Origin of the sequence: Vibrio alginolyticus NBRC 15630 = ATCC 17749, assembly GCF_000354175.2 — a bacterium.
In the GTDB taxonomy this organism is placed as follows: domain Bacteria; phylum Pseudomonadota; class Gammaproteobacteria; order Enterobacterales; family Vibrionaceae; genus Vibrio; species Vibrio alginolyticus.
Window position 1 is genome coordinate 908,633 of the sequence record NC_022359.1, and the last position, 21,092, is coordinate 929,724.

Annotated in this window: 18 protein-coding genes; 8 read left to right on the plus strand and 10 right to left on the minus strand. The window is 44.9% G+C overall.

Translation table 11 applies throughout. The annotated features are described in order from the left end of the window. Window positions 1-120 precede the first annotated feature (120 nt). Entirely contained in the window at window positions 121-1,071 is a 951-nt protein-coding gene (gene tal, locus N646_RS19475) for a transaldolase (protein ID WP_017819902.1), read from the minus strand. Between the two features lie 466 nt (window positions 1,072-1,537). Between tal and N646_RS19485 the strand changes: the two genes are divergently transcribed. Beyond that, a complete protein-coding gene (locus N646_RS19485) occupies window positions 1,538-2,539 on the plus strand; it encodes a sugar-binding transcriptional regulator (RefSeq protein ID WP_005387670.1) in 1,002 nt (333 codons plus the stop codon). Between the two features lie 165 nt (window positions 2,540-2,704). Here N646_RS19485 and N646_RS19490 read toward each other — a convergent pair whose 3' ends face one another. From N646_RS19490 to moeA, 5 genes are all read right to left on the minus strand, one after another. Continuing rightward, a complete protein-coding gene (locus N646_RS19490; protein WP_017635204.1) occupies window positions 2,705-3,535 on the minus strand; it encodes a sulfurtransferase in 831 nt (276 codons plus the stop codon). 140 nt (window positions 3,536-3,675) lie between these two features. Further along, a complete protein-coding gene (locus N646_RS19495; protein ID WP_017819903.1) occupies window positions 3,676-4,170 on the minus strand; it encodes a hypothetical protein in 495 nt (164 codons plus the stop codon). Window positions 4,171-4,182: 12 nt separating this feature from the next. Further along, window positions 4,183-6,288 carry an LruC domain-containing protein gene (locus N646_RS19500; protein WP_017819904.1) on the minus strand — a complete coding sequence of 702 codons (2,106 nt, stop codon included), beginning with the start codon at window positions 6,286-6,288 and terminating at the stop codon, window positions 4,183-4,185. 175 nt (window positions 6,289-6,463) lie between these two features. Beyond that, on the minus strand, window positions 6,464-7,213 hold the full coding sequence (gene moeB, locus N646_RS19505; RefSeq protein WP_017819905.1) for a molybdopterin-synthase adenylyltransferase MoeB: 750 nt from the start codon (window positions 7,211-7,213) through the stop codon (window positions 6,464-6,466). A 9-nt stretch (window positions 7,214-7,222) separates the two neighbouring features. Then, window positions 7,223-8,458: a molybdopterin molybdotransferase MoeA gene (gene moeA, locus N646_RS19510; protein ID WP_017819906.1), complete on the minus strand. Its 1,236-nt coding sequence runs from the start codon at window positions 8,456-8,458 to the stop codon at window positions 7,223-7,225. 288 nt (window positions 8,459-8,746) lie between these two features. Between moeA and folE the strand changes: the two genes are divergently transcribed. Further along, entirely contained in the window at window positions 8,747-9,400 is a 654-nt protein-coding gene (gene folE, locus N646_RS19515) for a GTP cyclohydrolase I FolE (protein WP_005373478.1), read from the plus strand. 45 nt (window positions 9,401-9,445) lie between these two features. Here folE and N646_RS19520 read toward each other — a convergent pair whose 3' ends face one another. Further along, complete coding sequence (locus tag N646_RS19520) at window positions 9,446-10,411, minus strand: TDT family transporter (protein WP_086047496.1); 966 nt, start codon at window positions 10,409-10,411, stop codon at window positions 9,446-9,448. A gap of 243 nt (window positions 10,412-10,654) precedes the next feature. Then, window positions 10,655-12,058, minus strand: coding sequence for a H(+)/Cl(-) exchange transporter ClcA (gene clcA / locus N646_RS19525; protein WP_005373473.1), 1,404 nt, complete (start codon window positions 12,056-12,058; stop codon window positions 10,655-10,657). A gap of 470 nt (window positions 12,059-12,528) precedes the next feature. Between clcA and N646_RS19530 the strand changes: the two genes are divergently transcribed. Continuing rightward, window positions 12,529-13,143 (plus strand): hypothetical protein, encoded by a 615-nt coding sequence (locus N646_RS19530; protein ID WP_080659228.1) that lies wholly within the window; start codon window positions 12,529-12,531, stop codon window positions 13,141-13,143. Here N646_RS19530 and N646_RS19535 read toward each other — a convergent pair. Then, window positions 13,124-13,537, minus strand: a complete 414-nt coding sequence (locus tag N646_RS19535) for a helix-turn-helix domain-containing protein (protein WP_005373470.1) — start codon at window positions 13,535-13,537, stop codon at window positions 13,124-13,126. The genes N646_RS19530 and N646_RS19535 overlap by 20 nt on opposite strands. A 95-nt stretch (window positions 13,538-13,632) precedes the next feature. Between N646_RS19535 and N646_RS19540 the strand changes: the two genes are divergently transcribed. The 5 genes from N646_RS19540 (at window position 13,633) to N646_RS19560 (ending at window position 19,457) form a co-directional block, all read left to right on the plus strand. Beyond that, window positions 13,633-14,541 (plus strand): aldo/keto reductase, encoded by a 909-nt coding sequence (locus N646_RS19540; RefSeq protein ID WP_005387688.1) that lies wholly within the window; start codon window positions 13,633-13,635, stop codon window positions 14,539-14,541. 367 nt (window positions 14,542-14,908) lie between these two features. Next, complete coding sequence (locus N646_RS19545) at window positions 14,909-15,913, plus strand: response regulator (protein WP_017819910.1); 1,005 nt, start codon at window positions 14,909-14,911, stop codon at window positions 15,911-15,913. Continuing rightward, window positions 15,913-16,350: a PAS domain-containing protein gene (locus tag N646_RS19550; protein ID WP_005373463.1), complete on the plus strand. Its 438-nt coding sequence runs from the start codon at window positions 15,913-15,915 to the stop codon at window positions 16,348-16,350. Before N646_RS19545 ends, N646_RS19550 begins: the two co-directional genes overlap by 1 nt. Before the next feature lie 86 nt (window positions 16,351-16,436). Next, on the plus strand, window positions 16,437-17,978 hold the full coding sequence (locus N646_RS19555) for a bifunctional ADP-dependent NAD(P)H-hydrate dehydratase/NAD(P)H-hydrate epimerase (protein ID WP_017819911.1): 1,542 nt from the start codon (window positions 16,437-16,439) through the stop codon (window positions 17,976-17,978). 435 nt (window positions 17,979-18,413) lie between these two features. After that, on the plus strand, window positions 18,414-19,457 hold the full coding sequence (locus N646_RS19560) for a GMP reductase (protein ID WP_005373458.1): 1,044 nt from the start codon (window positions 18,414-18,416) through the stop codon (window positions 19,455-19,457). Window positions 19,458-19,603: 146 nt separating this feature from the next. Here N646_RS19560 and N646_RS19565 read toward each other — a convergent pair whose 3' ends face one another. Then, window positions 19,604-20,893: a linear amide C-N hydrolase gene (locus N646_RS19565; protein WP_017635214.1), complete on the minus strand. Its 1,290-nt coding sequence runs from the start codon at window positions 20,891-20,893 to the stop codon at window positions 19,604-19,606. Window positions 20,894-21,092 lie beyond the last annotated feature (199 nt).

Sequence of the window (21,092 nt, forward strand, 5' to 3'; positions counted from 1 at the left end):
TTACTTCTCGATATTTGATTTAAATAGAGGGAACTCGTCGAAACAAGTTCAAATAGAATTTTTTGAAAATAGCGCTGATGGTAAAAGCGAGTAGACGGGCTACTCGCTTTTGGTAAGCAATTAAAGCTTAGCTTCGATCATCGCTTCTAGTTTGCCTTGGTCAACGGCGAAGTTGCGGATACCTTCAGCCAGCTTCTCAACAGCCATTGGGTCTTGGTTATGTTCCCATAGGAACTCAGCGTGAGTCATTGGTGCTGGACGCTCAGCTGCGCCTTTAGAATCAACTAGTTTCTCAATTACTTCACCTTCAGCTGCTTCTAGTTCTGCAAGTAGAGCAGGAGCGATAGTTAGACGGTCACAACCAGCTAGTTCTAAGATCTCACCGATGTTACGGAAGCTTGCGCCCATAACTACAGTTTTGTAGCCGTATTCTTTGTAGTAGTTGTAGATCTTAGTTACAGACAGTACGCCTGGATCTTCTTGAGCTTCGAAGTCACGGCCTTCTTTCGCTTTGTACCAGTCCATGATACGACCAACGAATGGCGAGATTAGGAATACACCCGCTTCTGCACAAGCACGTGCTTGAGCGAACGAGAATAGAAGCGTTAGGTTACAGTTGATGCCTTCTTTTTCTAGGATCTCAGCTGCGCGAATGCCTTCCCAAGTTGAAGCCAGTTTGATAAGGATACGGTCGTTAGTGATGCCAGCATCGTTGTACATTTTCACTAGTTGACGAGCTTTCGCTACGCTGCCTTCCATATCGTAAGATAGACGAGCGTCTACTTCTGTAGAGATACGACCTGGGATAGTTTTTAGGATTTCTTTACCGATGTTTACTGCAAGCATGTCACAAGTATCTTGAACTTGTTGAGCTTTGTCGTTGCTCTGTGCTTTAGCGTATTCGATTGAAGCATCGATTAGAGGTGCGTACTCTGCGATTTGAGCGGCTTTAAGGATAAGAGAAGGGTTAGTTGTTGCGTCTTCTGGCTGATACTTTTTAATTGCATCAATCTCGCCAGTGTCTGCTACTACAGTCGTTAGTTTACGAAGTTGCTCTAACTTGTTGCTCATAATCGATCATCCTATTTAAATGGGCTTAAGCGTGATTTTTGTTATCACAGCTTGTGCATTTGCAAGCGAGTTAGCTAACCGTCTCATCGCATTTAATGAGACATCTGCTCAGCCAACTACGGAAAATTTCGTTACCGAACAAATGCTATGAACATTTGATCGATAGCTGAGTAAATGATGTGTCCATATTTATCCTATCTATGCTGAAAGTCAATCGCTGAAATGGACTTATAGTGAACTTCATCAACGTTTTTTTACTGTGTGTTTAGTGGTTAACCCAAATAAACGTTTGCCCTTATTGTTCAAAGCTTGAGCGTTGTCCAAGAGGGTAAAAAATTGTAGTGAGAAAATGTTATTGCGATGAGCAAATGTAGCGTTTAAATTGATAAAGAACATATGCTAAGTCAATGAGCATATGTTCACTTATTGCATACAATATCGATCCTCTTAAAGGGCGAGAGAAACCATGAGCAGTTCTAATCAAGATATTTCCATTGAAAACACGGATTTGTTGACAGAGATTTCCGTCGCGTATTATCAAGACGGTGCGACTCAGGAAGAGATATCGAGAAAATTTGCCATATCACGCGCAAAGGTCGGGCGAATGCTCAAGCAGGCGCGTGATGAAGGCATTGTTGAAATTACCGTTAAATACCATCCGGTGTTCAGCGCCAAGATTGAACAACGTTTGATCGAGCGATTCGGCGTTAAGCGCGCGCTTGTTGCTCTTGATCAACCGAATGAAGAAGCGCAACGACTACAGGTATCGGGATTGGTGTCCAATTATCTCACTAGCACGCTCAAAAACGGCATGGTGGTGACGGTCGGACAAGGGCGCAACGTGTCGTCTGTCGCTCACCATATTGGTGTTATTACGCCGCGTGACTGTAAATTTGTGTGTGGCATTGGTGGTATTCACCCGCGTGGCGGTATGTATAACGCCGACCATATTTGTCGTCAGTTGGCGAAGAAATATGGGGGAACCTCTGAAACCCTTTATGCGCCGGCATACGCAGAAAATAGAGAACAGAAGTTGGCCTTCATGCAAAATGCAACCGTGAAACAAACGCTCGACCTAGCACGTAAAGCCGATGTTGCTTTGGTTGGTATTGGTGACATGAGCGAAAACAGTTACATGGTCGACTTAGGTTGGTTTACGCCTGATGAAGTGGTTCAGTCGAGACTTCAACAAGGTGTGGTAGGGGATTTTGCAGGTTATGACTTCTTTGATATTCACGGTAATGTAGCGAACACGGTAATGAGTGACCGAGTAATTGGACTTGGTATTGAAGAGTTTCGGCCGATCTCGGAAGTCATTGCGATCGCAGCTGAGAACAGCAAGCCACTCGCTCTACTCGGAGCATTAAGAACTGGAGCGATAGACGTGATCGCCACGAGCGTTAGTAACGCATTAACCGTGCTCAACTTAGATGAGCAAATGCACGGTAACGCGACATCTGAACGCTAACGGAAATAGTCGGCTTTTGATGTAGTCAGGCTATGAGGAGGGACAAATCACTCATAGCCAGTTTCTATTTCGAAATGACAAGTTTGGTTTAGAAGCTGCGTTTAGTTTATTGGAACACATCATCTTTAGATAAACGTAAGATACTTTGTTAAACAGACACTTGTCTTAACGCTCGATAGGTAGAGAGTGGTCAGCACCCCATTCGGTCCAAGAACCGTCGTACACCGACAGATTGTCTAGACCAATTTGATACGCCGCGAGTAATAAAATGCATGCGGTTACACCGGAACCGCAACTAAAAATAATCGAATTGTCACTATCTATCGTTAGTGCGCTAAATATCTGTTGCAACTCTGAGTTTGGTTTAATGTGACCGTTGGTCAAGAGTTCTTGAAACGGTAAGCAAACCGAATTTGGAATGTGCCCACTACGTAGACCTTCTCGTGGCTCAGGCACTTCACCAAGGAATCGTGCTTTGGCTCTGGCATCGATGATGTTGGCACTTTTATTGGTTGAATGAGCAAGAACATCTTGTGCACTCAAAAAGGCATTTTGGTTGAGCTTACCTGCAAAGTTACCTTCTTCGCTTGGTTGCGATAGGGTACTTTCAACAGGGAATCCGGCTTCAACCCAAGCGGGAAGGCCGCCGTTTAAGACTCGAACATTATCATGTCCCATAGCTTTGAACATCCACCAAGCTCTTGGCGCGGCTAAAGTGCCAGAGTTGTCGTAAACCACAATCAAATCTTCGTTGTTCAAACCGAGTTGTTGCGCACTTTGGTTGAAGCCTTCTTCTGTTGGCATCATATGCGGCAGGGAAGAACCGGGTAAGCAAAAGTCATTGTCGTAATCGAAGCGTAAAGTATTTGGAATCCACTTATCTTGAATCTTTTTGCCTTCAGAAGGGATTTGAAACGCAATACTAGCGTCGAGGAGCTTGACGTTAGGTTGGCCGAGAAGGCTATTGAGTTCATCAGTACTAATCAGTGCTTGCATTGTCTTTAGTTTGCTAGGTGGATAATCTTACTGTTTTACAACAAAAAAATCGCATGTTCAAAAGAACGATGCGATTTTTAAGCTTGAGATTGAAGATTTATGATGAAAGGTCGCTTTCGCCATGCCTTCAATCTATCTAGTTACATGGTCCAAGTGTTGTCTCCAGAAGTAATCACTTTCTGAATTGGGTCACTGCCGTCATAGAACCAAATTTCAACAAGTAGGCTACCTTGGCTATCAGAAACATTAAAGTCGACGTTTGCTGTACCGTTGTTGAGTGGAACCGATGCGACTTTGCTTGGATATTTTGCATCGTAGTTACCTGAACTGTTCTCGACAAACTCTTTGTACACACTTAGGTGTGCACGTTGTGAAGAGAAACCACTGATGTCTACATTGAGCGTACCCTCCGTCACTGAGTTGTAGCTAAAGCCATCCGGTACTACTAGGTCCTGCATGGTTGCATTTTCTACAGTTACGGTAGTCTCTTCTACGGTTGTTTCTTCCTGTTGGGTTGTGTCTTCCTCTGCAACGGTGGTTTGGGTTGGTGAAGGTGGTGTACTGTTACCACCTCCGCCGCCACCGCCACAAGCCGTTAGTGCTAATCCCATGATGATTGTGATAAGTGCTTTCATAATGTTATCTCCCTATGGAATGTAGCATTTGTTAGGTGTTGGAGCGGTGTGCCAATCTGTGCTTCGTTCGCCACCAGACTCAGCCCAAGTTTGGAATTGAGGGTATGCATCGACCATGTCTACACGCTCTAGCGGCCAATCCCAATCTTCTACTATCAACAGTGCCCAAGGTAAGTTGTTTGCTGTTTTGAAGTACACACCTTGCGCAGGGGCACTTGCATCGACGCCGACACCGAAGAGGTTTTGGTCATCAAACTGTTCTGTTGGTGCTTGGTCTGCTAAGTGAACTTCCCATTTACGGCCTGGTTGGAAGGTAATCCCATCGCCATGGTAAGTCCCCGGCGTTGCGAAGATGAACGGGTCGTATGGCATGGCTTGAATGGCTGAACGGTCAGAGCCTTCGGTGAAGTACACATTCAAGGTAAAGGTGAGTGAGACGTTATCATCACAGCCAGACTCGGTACGGAAGTAGCTACAGCTGCTAGCCGCGTGTGTGCTTAAGTCTTCACTGATGATGAAAATGGCTTCATCAGAAATACTTTCCAAACCATTAGATGCTTGTTCTACACCATTGAAGGATAGCGTTGTTAATCCGTTTTCAATCGAGCTTCTCAATACACCCGGTAGTCGGATTGCGAAGCCATTTTTGTAACTTGCGCCGTAGGCCGCTAGGTCACCTGTAATCTGGATATTCTCAACATGACCAGCAAGACTGGTTTCAGTGATGCGGAATTTCACGACCACATCGTTCATGTCGTAGTCTGCGGTGTATGGCCAATTATCTTCATAAGCCACGGTGGCGTAATCTTCTGCACTCGGGAAATATTCCACTGAGTAGCCATTACCAGTGATGGTAATTGGGTAATCTTCCACCTCACCAGATGTCGAACCACCATCGTAGTTTAATCCGGTTTGTTGGCTAAAGCGGAATCGACTCCAGCTTGAACCTTCCGTTGCAGCGGTTGAAACGACAAACGGTAGGGGATTATTACCCGCAGACAGTAATTGGTCAGTAAAGACCTGTTCGCCTTCATCATCAAAGTCACCATCGCGGTTCCAGTCAAACCATGCTGATAGGTAGCCAGAAGTAGAAGCTGTCACATTCACAATTGAGCTTAAGCCAGGATCAAGTGCGGATACAAAACCAACACCATCTTCATCGGCTGTGCCCACAGAGTTATCGTTTGCCTGTCCGTCGGCATCACCATCTGGAGCGACGGAACCAAGCCAAGTTACACCGTCCACTTCGTGACGAGGACCGTTTGACGCAAGTGTTGTGTGGTAGCTGTCTGGAGCATCACCAAAATCAATTGGCTCGTCTTCGTTAATCACCGGAGCATTTGCACAACGTGCACCGTCATTTTGGCTTGAGCTTGGACCGTTGGATACAAACTCAACCGCAGGAACGATACCTGCTGCGATATTGGCTGCGTTACCTTCCGAAAGGTCAACGCGATAGATTTTGCCATCTTGGTTACGTGACACATAGTAGTTGCCGTTTACATCGAAGTAGCCAGCACCAAATGTGCCTTTCTCACCTGTGTCACCTATCGCAGTTGCGCTACCATTTGATGGGTTGAACTGATATAGCACACCAGAGTTGTTGTCGATGCCGTAAAGGGAGCCATCACCTGGATGGAATGCAAAGTCGGTTAGGTTCACTGTCGCTGTTGAGCTGATTTTCACGATGCTCAATGTCGCATTTGGATCAGAATCGAGCGGAGAAAGGTCAATGGAGAAAAGTCCTTTGCCTTTGCGGTACAAGTAGTAGACGTGGTTGTAAACGTCACCTACGTAAAACGTGTGGTCGGTAGGAAGGCCCGAAACATCAAGCGTCTCTGCTTGGAAGTCTTTACCAAGACGAACAATCTTTTTGTTTGTGGTGTCGTAGCCGTAGATATAACGGTCAGTGAAGTTAAAGCCTACACCGTTGATGCCCGAAGCCAAACCTGTGTCGTCCTCTAAAAGAGTCGTAGAGCCTGTAACCAAATTGACGCCATAGATTTGAACCGGGGTTGATTGGAACAGGTATGCTTGGCTTGGGCACGTATCAAATGGCGCCGCTTGTGCGTAAGCGCTCGCTATTAGAGACCCAAGTAGTAGTGATGTCCTTTTCATAATTCGCCCTCTCATTGGTTCGTGATATATGCAATGAAAGGAATGTGCCAAGTTTTAAGTTGTTGAATTTTATTGATTTAATATTTGTAAGAAGAAGGGTTGTAAATCTGATTGTCAAAATGAGAAAAAGCCCAACATTGAGTTGGGCTTTTTGGGAATGATTAGAGGTTTAGAACTAACTACAAACCGGACAGGTGGGCATTTTCATCAGATTCATTTCTCGCCAAGACATGCTGAGCGCATCAAGAATCAAAATTTTGCCTTTCTTTGGTTGGCCGTAATCAGCAATCACTTTGATCGCTTCCATCGCTTGTACTGCGCCAACAATACCCACAACAGGCGCCATGACTCCGGCTTCGACACAGCTTAACGCGCCATTGCCAAAAAGGGCACTCAAGCACTGGTAACATGGTTGTGTTGGGTCGTCGTAAGTAAACACACTCACTTGGCCTTCCATACGAATGGCCGCGCCTGAAATTAGCGGTGTTTTAGTCGCAAAACATAGGCGGTTAAGTTGATTGCGCGTATCGACGTTATCTGATGCATCAACAACAATTGTGTGCTGTTCGATCAAGCTTTTTAGTTCTGTATCATCAAGACGCTTTGCGATGGTATCTACAATAATGTGCGGATTAAGTTCGCGTAGTGCATCTGCCGCTGATTCTACCTTCTTACGACCAATATCTGCATCGTGGTGCAGCACTTGGCGCTGAAGGTTAGACAATTCGACGATATCATCATCAATCAGTGTGATTTTACCGACACCAGCAGTGGCCAAATATTGGCTTGATGCGCAGCCTAAACCGCCAGCACCAAGCATCAATACCGATGCTTGTTTGAGTGCTTCTTGTCCTTCAAAGTCAAACTGACGAAGAATGATTTGGCGGTTGTAACGCAGCATTTCCTGATCGGAAAGAATATCCACAACGACTTCCTAGTAAAGGGTTGAGTTGAATAGTTGAATCTGAACCGTTTCGCCCACTTCAACTCGGCCGCGTTCGCGTTCCAATACAACAAAGCAGTTCGCTAGGCTCATTGAGCGGAACGCGCCAGAGCTCTGGTTGCCGGTTGTTTCAACCACAAACTTACCATCTTCCAATGTGTAGATACCACGTTGATAATCGGTACGACCTGGCGCTTTCTTAAATGCGGTTTTGGTTGTTGCTGGAATAGACTCGGGTGCTTTCCATTCGGTATGACCTGCAAGTTTTGCCAGCATTGGTTGAACAAGCACGTACATAGTAAGAACTGCAGAAACCGGGTTACCTGGCAGACCACAGAACCAAGCAGTGCTTAGCTTGCCAAATGCGAAAGGTTTACCCGGCTTGATTGCTAGCTTCCAGAAGCCAATTTCACCAAGTTCTTCAAGAATGTCTTTGGTGTAATCTGCTTCGCCTACACTGACACCGCCTGAGGTCACGACCACATCTGCCAATGTTTGCGCTTGCTCAAAGGTCGCTTTTAGAGTCTCTGGGCAATCTGGAATGATACCAAGATCAACGGCTTCACAACCGAAGTTCTCGATAAGCGGTTTAATACCGTAACGGTTGCTGTCGTAGATCTGACCTTCGTCTAACGGTTCGCCTAGTGGTTTAAGTTCATCACCAGTAGAGAAGAACGCAACTTTGGGTTTACGCACTACTGTCACATGGCTTATACCAAGAGACGCAATCATCGGAATATCGCGAGGTGTTAAACGTGCGCCTTTTGCCAGTACGATGTCACCTTGCTTGATGTCGTCACCTGTTGGGCGGATGTTGTTTTGCGGCTTCACGTCGGTTTGGTTGAACTGAATGCCAGCATCCGTTACTTCTGTGTTTTCTTGCATGATAACGGCATCACAACCCTGTGGGATTTTTGCGCCAGTCATGATGCGAACACAGGTACCTTGAGGCCATTCACCTTCAAAAGGTTGTCCTGCAAATGATTTACCTGCCAGAGGCAAAACAGAAGATGACTCAAGATCTTGAATGCGAATAGCGTAGCCATCCATTGCTGAGTTATCGAATGGCGGTACGTGAATAGGAGAAAGGATGTCTTCTGCCAGTACAAAACCGAGTGCTTCAGCAAGTGGAAGAGAAAGCGTTGTTTGGATAGGTTTGATTCGCGATAGCATTTTGTCCATCGCTTCTTCAATTGGCATCAAGCCAGGTGCGTCGCAGCAGCCCATTGAGAAAATCCTGTGTTCTTTTGTTTTGTGGCAACTTTACCATAAAAAGGGGACTGAGTAAGAATGTCCACCTATAAAATATGGGTGTAATTATTCAAAAATCCGAGTATCCTTGTCAGCCATCCGAAAGGGGTAAAAAAGCCCGCGGAGCTCAATAAAATCAGCTCAGTACCTATATTTGATGTGACTTGGTGTAAAGACACGAAACTGAGCAACTCAAAGCGAAAAATATGAATGCAATTTTGATTGGGTTTGTATTAAAGCGGAAGTAACAAAAGAGGAAGTGGAATGTCAGGTCTTAGCGAGTCAGCGAAGTTAGTAAAAGAAGCGCTAGAGCAACGCGGTTTGGAAACGCCAATGCGTCCAAACAACGTAAGTCGTGAAGAGAAGAAAGAGAAGATCGAACACCACATGCGTGAGATCTTAGGTCTACTTCAACTTGACCTTACCGACGATAGCCTAGAAGAAACCCCTCACCGCATTGCTAAGATGTACGTTGACGAAATCTTCTCTGGTCTGGATTACTCCAACTTTCCTAAAATCACAGTGATTGAGAACAAGATGAACGTGAGCGAGATGGTTCGCGTGAAGGACATCACCGTGACCAGCACTTGTGAACACCACCTTGTGACCATCGATGGCAAAGCTGCTGTGGCTTACATTCCACGTGGCAAGATCATTGGCCTATCAAAGATCAACCGTATCGTTCGCTTCTTTGCCCAGCGTCCACAAGTTCAAGAGCGTATGACTCAGCAGATTCTTGTTGCACTTCAAACGTTGCTTGAGTCTGATGATGTAGCAGTGACAATTGACGCAACACACTACTGTGTGAAATCTCGCGGTGTGATGGATGCAACCAGCGAAACGACGACGACAGCGTTGGGTGGTATCTTCAAAAGCAACCCAGCAACACGTGCCGAATTTCTGCACGGTTTACGTTAAGTAACAAAGCACTATGCTAAGAGGATGGCAAACGCCATCCTTTTTTTATACTTGTTTAGAAAATGACTTCATGATTTCTGGCCAATACATTTTGACGTAACCTGCCGATACCCAAACAACCAATACAGTCGCGATACTGAGCTCTAGAAAACCAAAGTCGTGTAGCCAGTGCCAGTGAGGGTGCGATTCGGCAAAAAAAGAGGTTAAGCGATGCATTGCGATAGCGCTGATCACGGAAGGAAAGGTTACTGCCGCGATAGAAGGTTGAAACTTCAAGCGAAGTAAGCGGAAGTAACATAAGTAGATCAATAAAGTCATAGTGATGGCGATCCCGGCCAATGCGCCTGTCAGTATCGGATCAGGTAAGGGAAAGTTCACCAAGTATGCTGCTAATGACAAGTTTACCGGCGCGGCCATAATCGCGAGGGTCGGTCTTGCTCGCCTTGGTAGAGAGCCGAAAAACACCAAACGATACAACACGAGTGGCAGCATGAAGAAATAAATGCCGATGCACATCATCGCTAATGTTTCGGAGAATAAGTTGTGACCTAGTTGAGAACCGGCTAGTGAACTACTGATTAGCCCCACCGGATAAAGAAACCAACTCGGTACGATATTGGACATTTTGAAGTTCATTAGCTGAAAGCTAAAAAACAGCACCATCATAGTAAAATGCAGCAAAAGCGCCATAAACCAAAGTGGATAAGCGATGATAGGCGCTACAGCGGCAAGATAATCTGCAAGGATCAGTAACGCCATACTCATTGGTGCCATTAAACTACCACTCAGCGGGTGACGAATGTCGACCATGAATAATCGTGGATTAGCGGCATATTTTATGAGTACAGGGGCGAGTAAAAGTGCGCCGAGTGACGCCAAAAATGGGCGTATCGGTTCACCAATCTCAGGAACATAGAGTGCCCAAGCTTGCCCTAAACCTATCATACCTAGTGCCAACGCGGCTTGAGACGGCGGGACACTATAAAACTGCACAAGTCTTCTCCAGTTCAAATCTACTCCATTTGATTTTTGCCTGAATGAAACGAAACATGACGATTTGGATGAAATGCTCTATTTAAGTAGCAAATACTAACAAGTATGGAGAGGGGTTTCTCATGAAAGGTGGTGAGCAAATATCAGAGAATGATAATTTTGTGAGTTTGGTATCGAATATTTGGGAAAAGATGTAAAAATGCAGAGTTTATCGCTCCAAACCCTTTGATAGTCTGGAGCGAAGTGATAACAAAGAGAATGTTATGTTGATTGATTCTCCGGTAGATCCTGTTGGCGTAACTTTTCGTTTTTGATTGTGCGATGCAGCAGCTGGCTGTAAATAGGTTGTCCACCCAACAATTGAGCAATAATCACAGCGCCCAAACAAGTAATGATCAATGGCAGGATTAAGTAGTAGTTATTCGTCATTTCAATCACTAACAGAATACCTGTAATCGGTGCACGTACCGTTGCTGCAAACAGGGCACCCATGCCCGCAATCGCAAATACACCAGGCTCGATATCAAGCGCAGGGAGCAAGACATCAGCACTTGCTCCGAACGCATAACCAAATAAGGTTCCCAGAGCAAGCATAGGTGCAAAGATGCCTCCCGGCGCACCAGAACCAAAACAGAGCAGGGTTGTAATTACACGACCAAAGAAAAGCAAAACTAAAATAGATACCGAGTAGTTACCGTTAGTAATGTCAGGAATAAGGCCGATACCACCACCAGTTAGTTGGGGTACGTACAAAAGAAGCAAACCAAACACGCCTCCCAGTAGCGAACCCACAATCAAGTAGCGCTTACGATCGTTTTTGTGAATTGCGACAAAACTGTCTTGTGCCACGGTAATCAGTTTATTGAAGATCACGCCAAACACGCCAAACAATGCGCCAAGCAATAAAAACAGCCATAGGGTTTGAAGCTCTGGCGACTGGTATTGCGGCATAGTGATAACGGCGTCTTGCCCGTTGATGGCGCGAAACACTATGTTCGCCATAATGGCAGAAATGATCACTGCGCGAATTGAGATCAAAGAGTAGCGAAACTGAGGTCGCATTTCCTCCACAACGAACATAATGCCTGCGAGTGGGGCATTAAAAGCCGCAGCCAAACCGCCAGCAGCACCAGAAGCGAGCAGGGAGTGGCGGGTATCGTCATCCTTTACCCGGAATATATCGGTCACCATTCGACCAACAGCGCCCCCCATTTGAACGGTTGGGCCTTCACGACCCAGCACCATACCTGAGCCAAGTGCGCCCATGCCGCCGAAGAATTTTACTGGTAGAACTCGCCACCAGCGCACTGGACGAATATTATCCATTGCCCCTTCGATTTCAGGAATACCAGAACCTGCCGCTTCTGGCGCAAAGCGGTGCACAAGAAAATAGCCAATAAAAGCTAAAAGTGCGCTAATGAGAACCGCTGCCAGCCACAACGGTAGAACATTACCAATTTCGCTTCTTAACCATTCTGTTCGTGTTTCAGAAACGAAATGAACGGCAAGCTCGAAATACGTACCGACAAAACCAGCCAACGTACCCACAATGGCGGCCATAATGAGAACAGAAAATGGTGTTGACCCTCGAGAGACAAACTGGTTAATCGCATCTTTCGGTACGTGCGCCAACACAGATTTCACAATTCTCTCGCGTTTGGTCATTAAAAAGCTCTCCTGTTGCTGGGGGAAGGGACGAAAGAAAGTATACGCTTCGCAGAGTCTAGACCTAATCAATAAAGATGCAATTTAGCTTTTCACTATTGAGTGTTCGAAGTGTCGCGATATTATTCATTCACTCAGATTGTGCTATTGCTCTCATAATTTAGGATAAAAAACTTGTTTTTTGAGAAAAATGAACCATGCTTTAATTGTAAAGCAACATGACTGCTTCAGAAGGAGGGATGTGAGGTTTTACACACAATTTGGATGGATTCAAACCCTACGGTAAGTCCTCGTTTTATGTTCGGGATGCATCAATAGACATCGCCGATTCGCACACTCACGATTGAGTAACGAGGTAGAGGCGCACGCACATGTGCGCCTTCTTAATTTCTGCGTTATAACTTTCATCACCATAACTTTCATCGCCACCTGCCACTATTTTTCTCTTGAACATTTTCTTGTAGTTAGTAATGTCTTGGTTCGATGTCAACCAACTAGAGCAGTGCATGCGCTTTTATCTTCGACTCTTACTTTCTTTATGTTGTTGTTCGGTAACGTTTCCGGCACTTTCAACGCCGAGCTGGTGGCAAGACACGTTGTCAGCAATGCCATATTCCAATCTAAAAGAACGTATAGAAAAAAGTGGAAGCTGGTATGGTTGCGAAGTGCAGTTGCGAGACAACTCAACGTTTATCAGCGCATTTTGTTTGGATGATTTTTCGTACTACCAGCAGCACTTGTATGGTGAAGTGGTTTTGAGAAGAGAAAGTGCTCAGTTCTCGTTTCTCACTGAATACGAGTGGCAGCGTCTGAATGACTTACTTCTCAACTTAAGAAAGGATGGGTTAGTTTTACGCAGAGTTACTATCGGACAAGAACACTATGATGTCGTTGAAGCTCTGGAAAAGAAATCTTCCGAGCTTGTCGATAAAGAAGTTATTTTGTTGATGAACCGCTATCCACAAGAAACGATTCGAAGTTTGCTTTGGGTAAAACCGGACGAGTTTCTGACGCCATCACCGTCCTTAAATGTGCAATTGCGCAGTGATGGCGAAATTATCGAGGTCAAAGTGACTCGTTTTTAGATTCTTTATGGAGAGATAGGAAGGTCGCCATTGCAGACTCATCCAAAAAACCATCCGATTTTTTGTGAGCGCGCAGGTATTGATAGCCTGCGATTAGCTTGCGGTGTATCTCTTCTGCATCGTCTGACAACGGCTGATTCATAACGTGTTGAAAGGCAAGTTTGTACGCATCCATATCCACGACTTCAGCACGGCGATATAAATAACCACATCCCGTTGCTAACCATTCAAGAGAGCAATTGGCGCGCATTGCAATTTGATTTGCTTTAGTTAGGCTAGGTTCACTGCCTTTAAGGTATTTGCGTATTAAAGCTTCAGACACATCGACGCGTCGAGCGAACCCGCTGATGCTTTCTTCTCCGATCAGGGTGGCTAGGCGTTGGGCAAAAGACATATTTCGTACTCCAGTTCGAATTGCGAAAGTTTACCCGTTGAGCCGGTACGAAAACAAGACTACGATGAATGCAGATCAATTGAAGGAGAAAACCCATGGTTGCAAAAGTAGTAACTGCACCAAAAGGCCCAGAGTTCTCAGAGCTGGTTCAAGGATATTGGCGTGCAGTTGAGTGGGGAATGACGGCTCAAGAGCGTTTGTCATTTCTTAAGCAACACATTGAGTTAGGCATTACGACAGTCGATCACGCCGACATCTACGGTAATTACGAGTGTGAGGCGTTGTTTGGTGAAGCGTTAGCTTTAGACAAGAGTGTTCGTGAGCAAATTCAGATCGTGACGAAATGCGACATCAATTTGTGTGGCGATAAAACGCCAGAGCGTAAGATCAATCACTACGACACGAGCTCAGCACATATCTACCAATCGGTGAATAACTCGCTAGAACGTTTGAATGTGGATGAAATCGACGTACTTTTAATTCATCGTCCTGACGTGTTAATGGATGCGGACGAGGTTGCGGAAGCATTTTCTGAGCTTCACAAAGTCGGCAAAGTGAAGCACTTTGGCGTGTCTAACTTCACTCCACGCCAGTTTGAACTGCTGCAATCTCGCTTAGGTAAGCCGTTGGTTACTAACCAAGTGGAAATCAACCCACTTAACTTTGAGGTTGCTCACGATGGAACGCTTGACCAAATGCAAATGTTGCGTACGCGACCAATGGCTTGGTCTTGCCTCGGTGGAGGTTCAATTTTTAGTGGTGACAGTGAGCAAGCTGTTCGTGTCCGTAACGAATTAGAAGCAATTCGTGAAGAAGTGGGCGCAGCGAGTATTGACCAAGTAATTTATGCCTGGGTACGTCGTTTGCCATCTAACCCTATTCCAATCATTGGCTCTGGTAAAATCGAGCGTGTGCAAACAGCAGTTAATGCATTGAACATCGAACTTACTCGAGAGCAATGGTATCGCGTATGGGTGGCTTCTAAAGGTCATGGTGTGCCATAGAATTGATATCTTATCGATGAAATTGTTATTAAAGGCATCCTCTAGCAGGGTGCCTTTTTAGTTTTAGCGCGTTACTGTTTACCCATTATGGAAATGGAAAGAATGAAATTCGAGCAAAAATGGGCTTTGGATGTTAGCTGCAACTTTTTGCTTACTTTGGGTGGAGGAGTTTTACCCATGTTTGTTTTATGTCACTAAACAGCGAATGTGATGCTTGCTTTTTAGTCATTTTGTTCACTCATTCATTCATATTGCGTATGCTTATTGAATAATAAAGAAATAAAAAACTCGTCAGTTTTCTCGTATTACATGCTGTAACAATCTGTTAGACTCCGGCGCAGATTGTGGAATATAAAAAGGTGATTGAATGTCTTTTCCCGTACTCATCTGTGATGATTCAGCGTTAGCACGCAAACAGATGGCGAGATCACTACCAGCCACATTGAATGCCGATATTAAGTTTGCTATCCACGGAAAAAACGCGCTAGCAGAACTCGAAAAAAACGAGTTTAAATTGATGTTTCTTGATTTGACCATGCCAGAAATGGATGGCTTTGAAACACTAGAGCACATGCAACGGTTGGGGGATAAAACTCCGGTGGTTGTTGTGTCGGGGGATATCCAACCTAAAGCGAAAGAGCGCGTGTTCGCACTGGGTGCAAAAGCGTTTATTCAAAAACCGATCGCCAAAGATGAACTCAAGAGGGCGCTTAAAGAGTTGGTCGAGCCAGAACCTCGTCCTCAAATTATCACGCCTGTCTCTATTGAGTTACCGATTTTACGTCGTCGCGATATTTACATGGAAGTGGCTAACGTTTCAATTGGTCGAGCAGCCGATGCGTTGGCGCGTCACTTTGACGTGTTTGTGCAACTACCTCTGCCGAACGTCAATATCTTTGAAGTGAGCGAACTTCACATGGCGCTACGCGACTTGGCGTCGCATGACAACGTATCGGGTGTTTGTCAGGGATTTTGTGGCGAAGGTATTGCTGGCGAAGCGCTAGTGATTTTGAGTGATTCAAGCGTATCTGATCTCAAAAAGTTGATGAAAGTACCAGCAGACAGCGAAGAGCTAGAAGAGCTTGAGCTGCTAATGGATATTTCTAATATTTTGGTGGGGTCGTTCTTAAATGGTTTAGGCGAGCAGTCTGAAGTCCGATTCTTCCAAAGTCCACCAGTACTCCTTGGTCAGCATATCTCAATTGACTCGATCATTGAATCTACAACTGGAGCATTCAGCCGCACGATGACATTCGAAGTGAGCTACAACATTGAAGGAACGTCGATTCGTTGTGACTTGTTGTTTATGTTTGTGGATGAATCCTTGCCGCTGCTTGATAACAAACTGTCTTATCTAATGGAGGAGTTCTAATGTTGAATATGCCAGCAGAGTTTGAACAATTCCATTGGATGGTGGATATGGTACAAAACGTCGACATGGGCTTAGTGGTCATTGATCGAGATTACAATGTACAGGTCTGGAATGGGTTTATGACTCATCACAGTGGTTTGCAGTCTCATGATGCGATTGGTCGTTCTATATTTGATATCTTCCCTGAAATCCCACAGGAGTGGTTTAAATTAAAAACAAAACCAGTGTATGACCTAGGCTGTCGCAGCTTCATCACATGGCGACAACGACCTTACTTATTCTGCTGTCGTAATGTTCGACCAGTTACGCAGCAAGCGGAGTTTATGTACCAGAATGTTACGTTGAACCCAATGCGCACACCGACTGGAAAAATCAACTCGTTGTTTTTGTCTATACAAGACGCGACGGCTGAAGCTCTGATGTCTCAGAATCAATAGCGATAAAAAACTTTCTCAAAAGCCAAGGTCCGCCTTGGCTTTTTTGTATACTTATAATTGTGTTTCCCAATGCGTAGAACGTGAATATGGACTTTAATCTCGCCCTAAAACTCTACACCGCAGAGCAAGTAAAAAACGGTGAAACGCTGGCTGCGCAAATGGCTGGTGTTTCTATGTATAGCTTAATGCAACGCGCTGGTATGGCCGTGTATGAGCGCTTTTTACATCTGTATCCTAAATCAAAAAATATCTTAGTGATTTGCGGTAAAGGGAATAACGGTGGCGATGGTTACGTATTTGCATCTCTTGCGAAACAAGCTCAACTCAATGTACATGTTTTCCAAATTGGTGATGTATCTGTGCTAAAAGGTGATGCTTTGCGCGCATACCAAGACTGGCAGTCAATCGACGGTGTTAACAATGATTGGGATGAATGGAATACCGCATTGCTAGAAGCAGATGTGATCATCGATGCCATGTTAGGCACTGGTTTAAGCGGTGAGGTTCGTTCGGAGTATCGTCGCTATATTGACCAAATTAATCAAATTCATACCCCTGTGATTGCAGTCGACGTTCCTTCTGGTCTGTGTGCTAATACAGGTGCAGTTTTAGGTGATGCTATTCGTGCCGAGCATACTGTAACCTTCATTGGGGTTAAGCAAGGCTTATGCACTGGACAAGCGAGAGATCGAGTTGGCGAGCTCTACTTTTGTGGTTTAGGCGTCAATACTAAGTTTGATACTATCGAAGTAGAAAGTGCATTAGGTATTGATCATCAGGTTGTTTCAAGATTAATGCCCAAGCCAAATCCAACGGTCCATAAAGGTGACAACGGGAAGTTGCTTTGTGTTGGTGGCAACCAAGGGATGTCTGGAGCGATTCGTTTATGTTCCTCCGCTGCGATTAGAGCCGGAGCGGGTTTAACTGCCGCAATTACTCACACGAGTAGCCTTATTCCACTGCAGGTTGGTTGCCCAGAAGTAATGAGCCAGAGCATCACCGCTGACTTACTCAGGGATACTGAGAACGACTTAACTAAACGCATTCGCTGGGCTGATGTATTCGTGTTTGGTCCTGGCTTTGGAGATGATGAGTGGGCTTATCAAGCCTATCAATATCTGGCTCAAGAGCAGAAACCTAAAGTTGTTGATGCTGATGGCCTCAATATTCTAGCGATGCTGAGCCAGCGATGCGATAGCACTCTGGTGTGCGACAACCATCGAGTGATCACGCCGCATCCTGGAGAGGCAGCTCGACTACTAAATGTAACCATTCAACAAATAGAAAGTGACCGATACTCTGCTGCAAGACAACTGCAAGAGCGTTATGGCGGTGTAGTGGTTTTAAAAGGCGCGGGGACGCTTGTTTACGATGGAACGAGAATGTACGTCTGTCTAGCGGGTAACGCCGGAATGGCGACGGGGGGAATGGGAGATGTGTTATCTGGAGTCATTGGTGCATTACTAGCCAAAGGTTTACCAATTTCTGTTGCCGCACGTTTAGGTGTGGTACTTCACAGTCATGCTGCCGATATAAACGTGAGTCAGCATGGTCAAATTGGTCTTTTGGCAAGTGATGTCGTTAGCACTCTTCGTACCGCTATCACCCAAGAGCTCTATCGAGTTTAATTAGATTTCATGCATTTTTGAGAAAATTGGTCGATTTTTTTGAGTACTTTTTTACGAATTAGCAGGGCATCTTAGTATTAGGTGATTGAGTTTTAGGCAGATTTGAGAGGTGATGCGTTTTCATTTTAAAGGGATGACGCAAAGGTTTGCGCAAGAGGTTAACTTAAACGTTTTCTTAAGTTGTTGATAATTATAAATAATGAGAAAAAATAACGACTTGAGGAGTGTTTTTGATATGCGATTATCAAGATGGTATCACAAAAAAATTCAAATATCAGACTTGTAGGAAATAAATCACAGCCTATAATGCTGAAAACCGGAGCGTCTGCCAACGCTCCGGTTTTTTTGTGTCCGAAGAACAGTGAACTCGTCTGCCAACGAAATCACTACGCACTCTGAGATGACACATATACATATGAATCAAGGAATTACACAATGCGTATCGAACAAGAACTTAAGTTAGGTTTTAAAGATGTACTGTTTCGCCCGAAACGTTCTACCCTTAAGAGCCGTTCTCAAGTAAATTTAACCCGCGATTTTACATTCAAGCATAGTGGTCGTCAATGGTCTGGTGTGCCAGTAATCGCAGCAAACATGGATTCGGTTGGTAGCTTTGCAATGGCTAAAGCCCTGGCTGAGCATGGTGTAATGACCGCTGTTCACAAACATTACACGGTAGAAGATTGGGCTGAGTTTGCTAAATCAGCAGATAAAGTAACCATGAATAACGTTATGGTGTCTACTGGGACATCTGACGCAGACTTCCAAAAAACCAAAGACATCATGGCACTTTCAGATGAATTTATTTTCATTTGTATCGACATTGCAAATGGTTACTCAGAGCATTTGGTCGAGTATGTTGAACGCGTGCGAGCTGAGTTCCCAGACAAGGTCATTTCTGCAGGCAACGTGGTTACTGGTGATATGTGTGAAGAGCTAATCCTAGCTGGTGCAGACATCGTTAAAGTGGGTATCGGCCCAGGCTCTGTATGTACAACTCGTGTAAAAACGGGTGTTGGTTACCCGCAGCTTTCTGCAATCATCGAGTGTGGTGATGCAGCGCACGGCCTTGGTGGCATGATCGTCGGTGACGGTGGCTGTTCTTGTGCGGGTGACGTAGCGAAAGCATTCGGTGGTGGCGCGGACTTCGTAATGCTAGGTGGGATGCTAGCGGGTCACGAAGAGTCAGGCGGCGAAGTGATCGAGAAAGACGGCGAGAAGTTCATGAAATTCTATGGCATGTCGTCGAAGAGCGCGATGGATAAGCACTCAGGTGGTGTCGCTGGCTACCGTGCGGCTGAAGGTAAAACCGTATTATTGCCATACCGTGGTAGCGTTCACGGCACTATTCAAGACATCCTTGGAGGCGTTCGCTCAACATGTACATACGTAGGTGCAGCAAAGCTTAAAGAGCTAACCAAGCGTACTACATTCATCCGCGTTCAAGAACAAGAGAACAACGTGTTCGGTAAAGAGTAAATCGACTGAATGTAACAAGTGTAAAAGCAACCATACGTTATATCTATAGCAGATAAAACTATACTATATGCAGCTATGAGCCAGAGTGAGATTGATTTCTTACTCTGGCTTTTTGCTTCTCATTTGTTTGCGCTTCAAAATTAACTCTAAGCGATTTTAATAGTTGGTCGAGATTCGACTTGTTCAAACGGTAATGATGTTGTAACTGGCATGAGCTGTAAAACGCTTGAAATCTGACAGTCTCTATTTAACCCAATATAGTCTTTGACATTAGCGACTCGCCAAGTCATGTCTCCGTAAGTACGCAGATAGAACGCGGGTGATTGATGACTGTTATGTCTAATAACGCTCCATTGGGTAATATCACTAAAAAAGACTTCAGGGTTATCGGATGTCTCAAACTCATTCGCCATGATGCCCAAAGGTATATCAACGCGATTAAGTAGCTTTTGTCCGAGTGAGAAGGCTTCGTCGAAGTTAGTTGGTTGTTCGCTTAACTGCTTAATTGCATAGGTTTGTACAAATCGAGACGGCGGTGTTGGGTCGGCGGGTAGACCCATCAAGCCAGCGCCATTGATTGATTGAAGTGGGCCAGGCACTTGGACATGACGTTGCATGGTTGCTTCATTGTTCGGTTCTGGGTTGTAGTTGCGCAAATTGGAAAAATAAGAGAGGTGATTGACATGCCAATGGTAATTTGGGCAGTTAGTCATTACTCCAACGTAGGAGTGGTCCACAACCACTTTATAATCATCAAAGTCGTATTCGGTACATTGATAGCGTGCTTGCTGATTTTCCTCTTTGCTGAACATATCGCTTTCTTTGAATGCTCGATAGATATGCATATTACCGTTAAGAAACTCAATGACGGCACTGTCATTATTTGCATCGTGAATCACGAAATGCTGGTCCAAAGCCATGTTGTCACTCTCTGTTTCACCAGTTGAAATAGTCGAGTTAAACACGTAAACGGGGTGGGTGGTGAAGTAGGTCACCATCTCGTCCACAGTATTAAACGTAGACAAGATAAAAGTACCAAACAGGCCGCTGCCTAATGCAAAGGCATCATCAGGGATGTGAGAGGTCGATACATTTTGATTGAGAATGGGCAAGTACAGTGACCCAACAGAAAGGCCAGATTCATTAATGCCATCAGCTGTTAAAAGAGGGTTATTATACCGGGTAATGGCATTGCAGTGTATGAAGCTCAACTCTCCCTGCCAATTTGCTCGAAACTCACATTCTTTACTGTGACGTTTTGGCGGCTGACCATTGAAAACACGGTCGGCTTTTCCGTCGGAAGTAAAGGTCGTAATTTGGTAAGTTTGTTGGGCTCTAAACCAAATCTCGGTCTGAAGGTTAACTGCAAACTCCATGGTTCTAGCGGATAAGGTTTGGTTGTTGCAACCATAATTGATATTAACATCTGTACACATAGCCATGCTTTCCGTTGTTTATCTTGAATGATGAATATCCAAGAAACCCTCTGAATCAAATGCTTAGAGATTACGTGGATATAGATGAATTGCGCTTTAGTAATGGTTTTAGCCATTGAGATAAGCGCATGCTATTAAGTTAAGCATTCAATCAAAAAACGTCAGTAGCAGTTTAGTATCAGTTGATAGAGTTAAAATA

Excerpts from the sequence above, each read along its gene's own strand:
- tal (WP_017819902.1), bottom strand. The coding sequence starts at position 1,071 with ATGAGCAACAAGTTAGAGCAACTTCGTAAACTAACGACTGTAGTAGCA.
- N646_RS19485 (WP_005387670.1), top strand. The coding sequence starts at position 1,538 with ATGAGCAGTTCTAATCAAGATATTTCCATTGAAAACACGGATTTGTTG.
- N646_RS19490 (WP_017635204.1), bottom strand. The coding sequence starts at position 3,535 with ATGCAAGCACTGATTAGTACTGATGAACTCAATAGCCTTCTCGGCCAA.
- N646_RS19495 (WP_017819903.1), bottom strand. The coding sequence starts at position 4,170 with ATGAAAGCACTTATCACAATCATCATGGGATTAGCACTAACGGCTTGT.
- N646_RS19500 (WP_017819904.1), bottom strand. The coding sequence starts at position 6,288 with ATGAAAAGGACATCACTACTACTTGGGTCTCTAATAGCGAGCGCTTAC.
- moeA (WP_017819906.1), bottom strand. The coding sequence starts at position 8,458 with ATGGGCTGCTGCGACGCACCTGGCTTGATGCCAATTGAAGAAGCGATG.
- folE (WP_005373478.1), top strand. The coding sequence starts at position 8,747 with ATGTCAGGTCTTAGCGAGTCAGCGAAGTTAGTAAAAGAAGCGCTAGAG.
- clcA (WP_005373473.1), bottom strand. The coding sequence starts at position 12,058 with ATGACCAAACGCGAGAGAATTGTGAAATCTGTGTTGGCGCACGTACCG.
- N646_RS19530 (WP_080659228.1), top strand. The coding sequence starts at position 12,529 with ATGTCTTGGTTCGATGTCAACCAACTAGAGCAGTGCATGCGCTTTTAT.
- N646_RS19535 (WP_005373470.1), bottom strand. The coding sequence starts at position 13,537 with ATGTCTTTTGCCCAACGCCTAGCCACCCTGATCGGAGAAGAAAGCATC.
- N646_RS19540 (WP_005387688.1), top strand. The coding sequence starts at position 13,633 with ATGGTTGCAAAAGTAGTAACTGCACCAAAAGGCCCAGAGTTCTCAGAG.
- N646_RS19545 (WP_017819910.1), top strand. The coding sequence starts at position 14,909 with ATGTCTTTTCCCGTACTCATCTGTGATGATTCAGCGTTAGCACGCAAA.
- N646_RS19550 (WP_005373463.1), top strand. The coding sequence starts at position 15,913 with ATGTTGAATATGCCAGCAGAGTTTGAACAATTCCATTGGATGGTGGAT.
- N646_RS19555 (WP_017819911.1), top strand. The coding sequence starts at position 16,437 with ATGGACTTTAATCTCGCCCTAAAACTCTACACCGCAGAGCAAGTAAAA.
- N646_RS19560 (WP_005373458.1), top strand. The coding sequence starts at position 18,414 with ATGCGTATCGAACAAGAACTTAAGTTAGGTTTTAAAGATGTACTGTTT.
- N646_RS19565 (WP_017635214.1), bottom strand. The coding sequence starts at position 20,893 with ATGTGTACAGATGTTAATATCAATTATGGTTGCAACAACCAAACCTTA.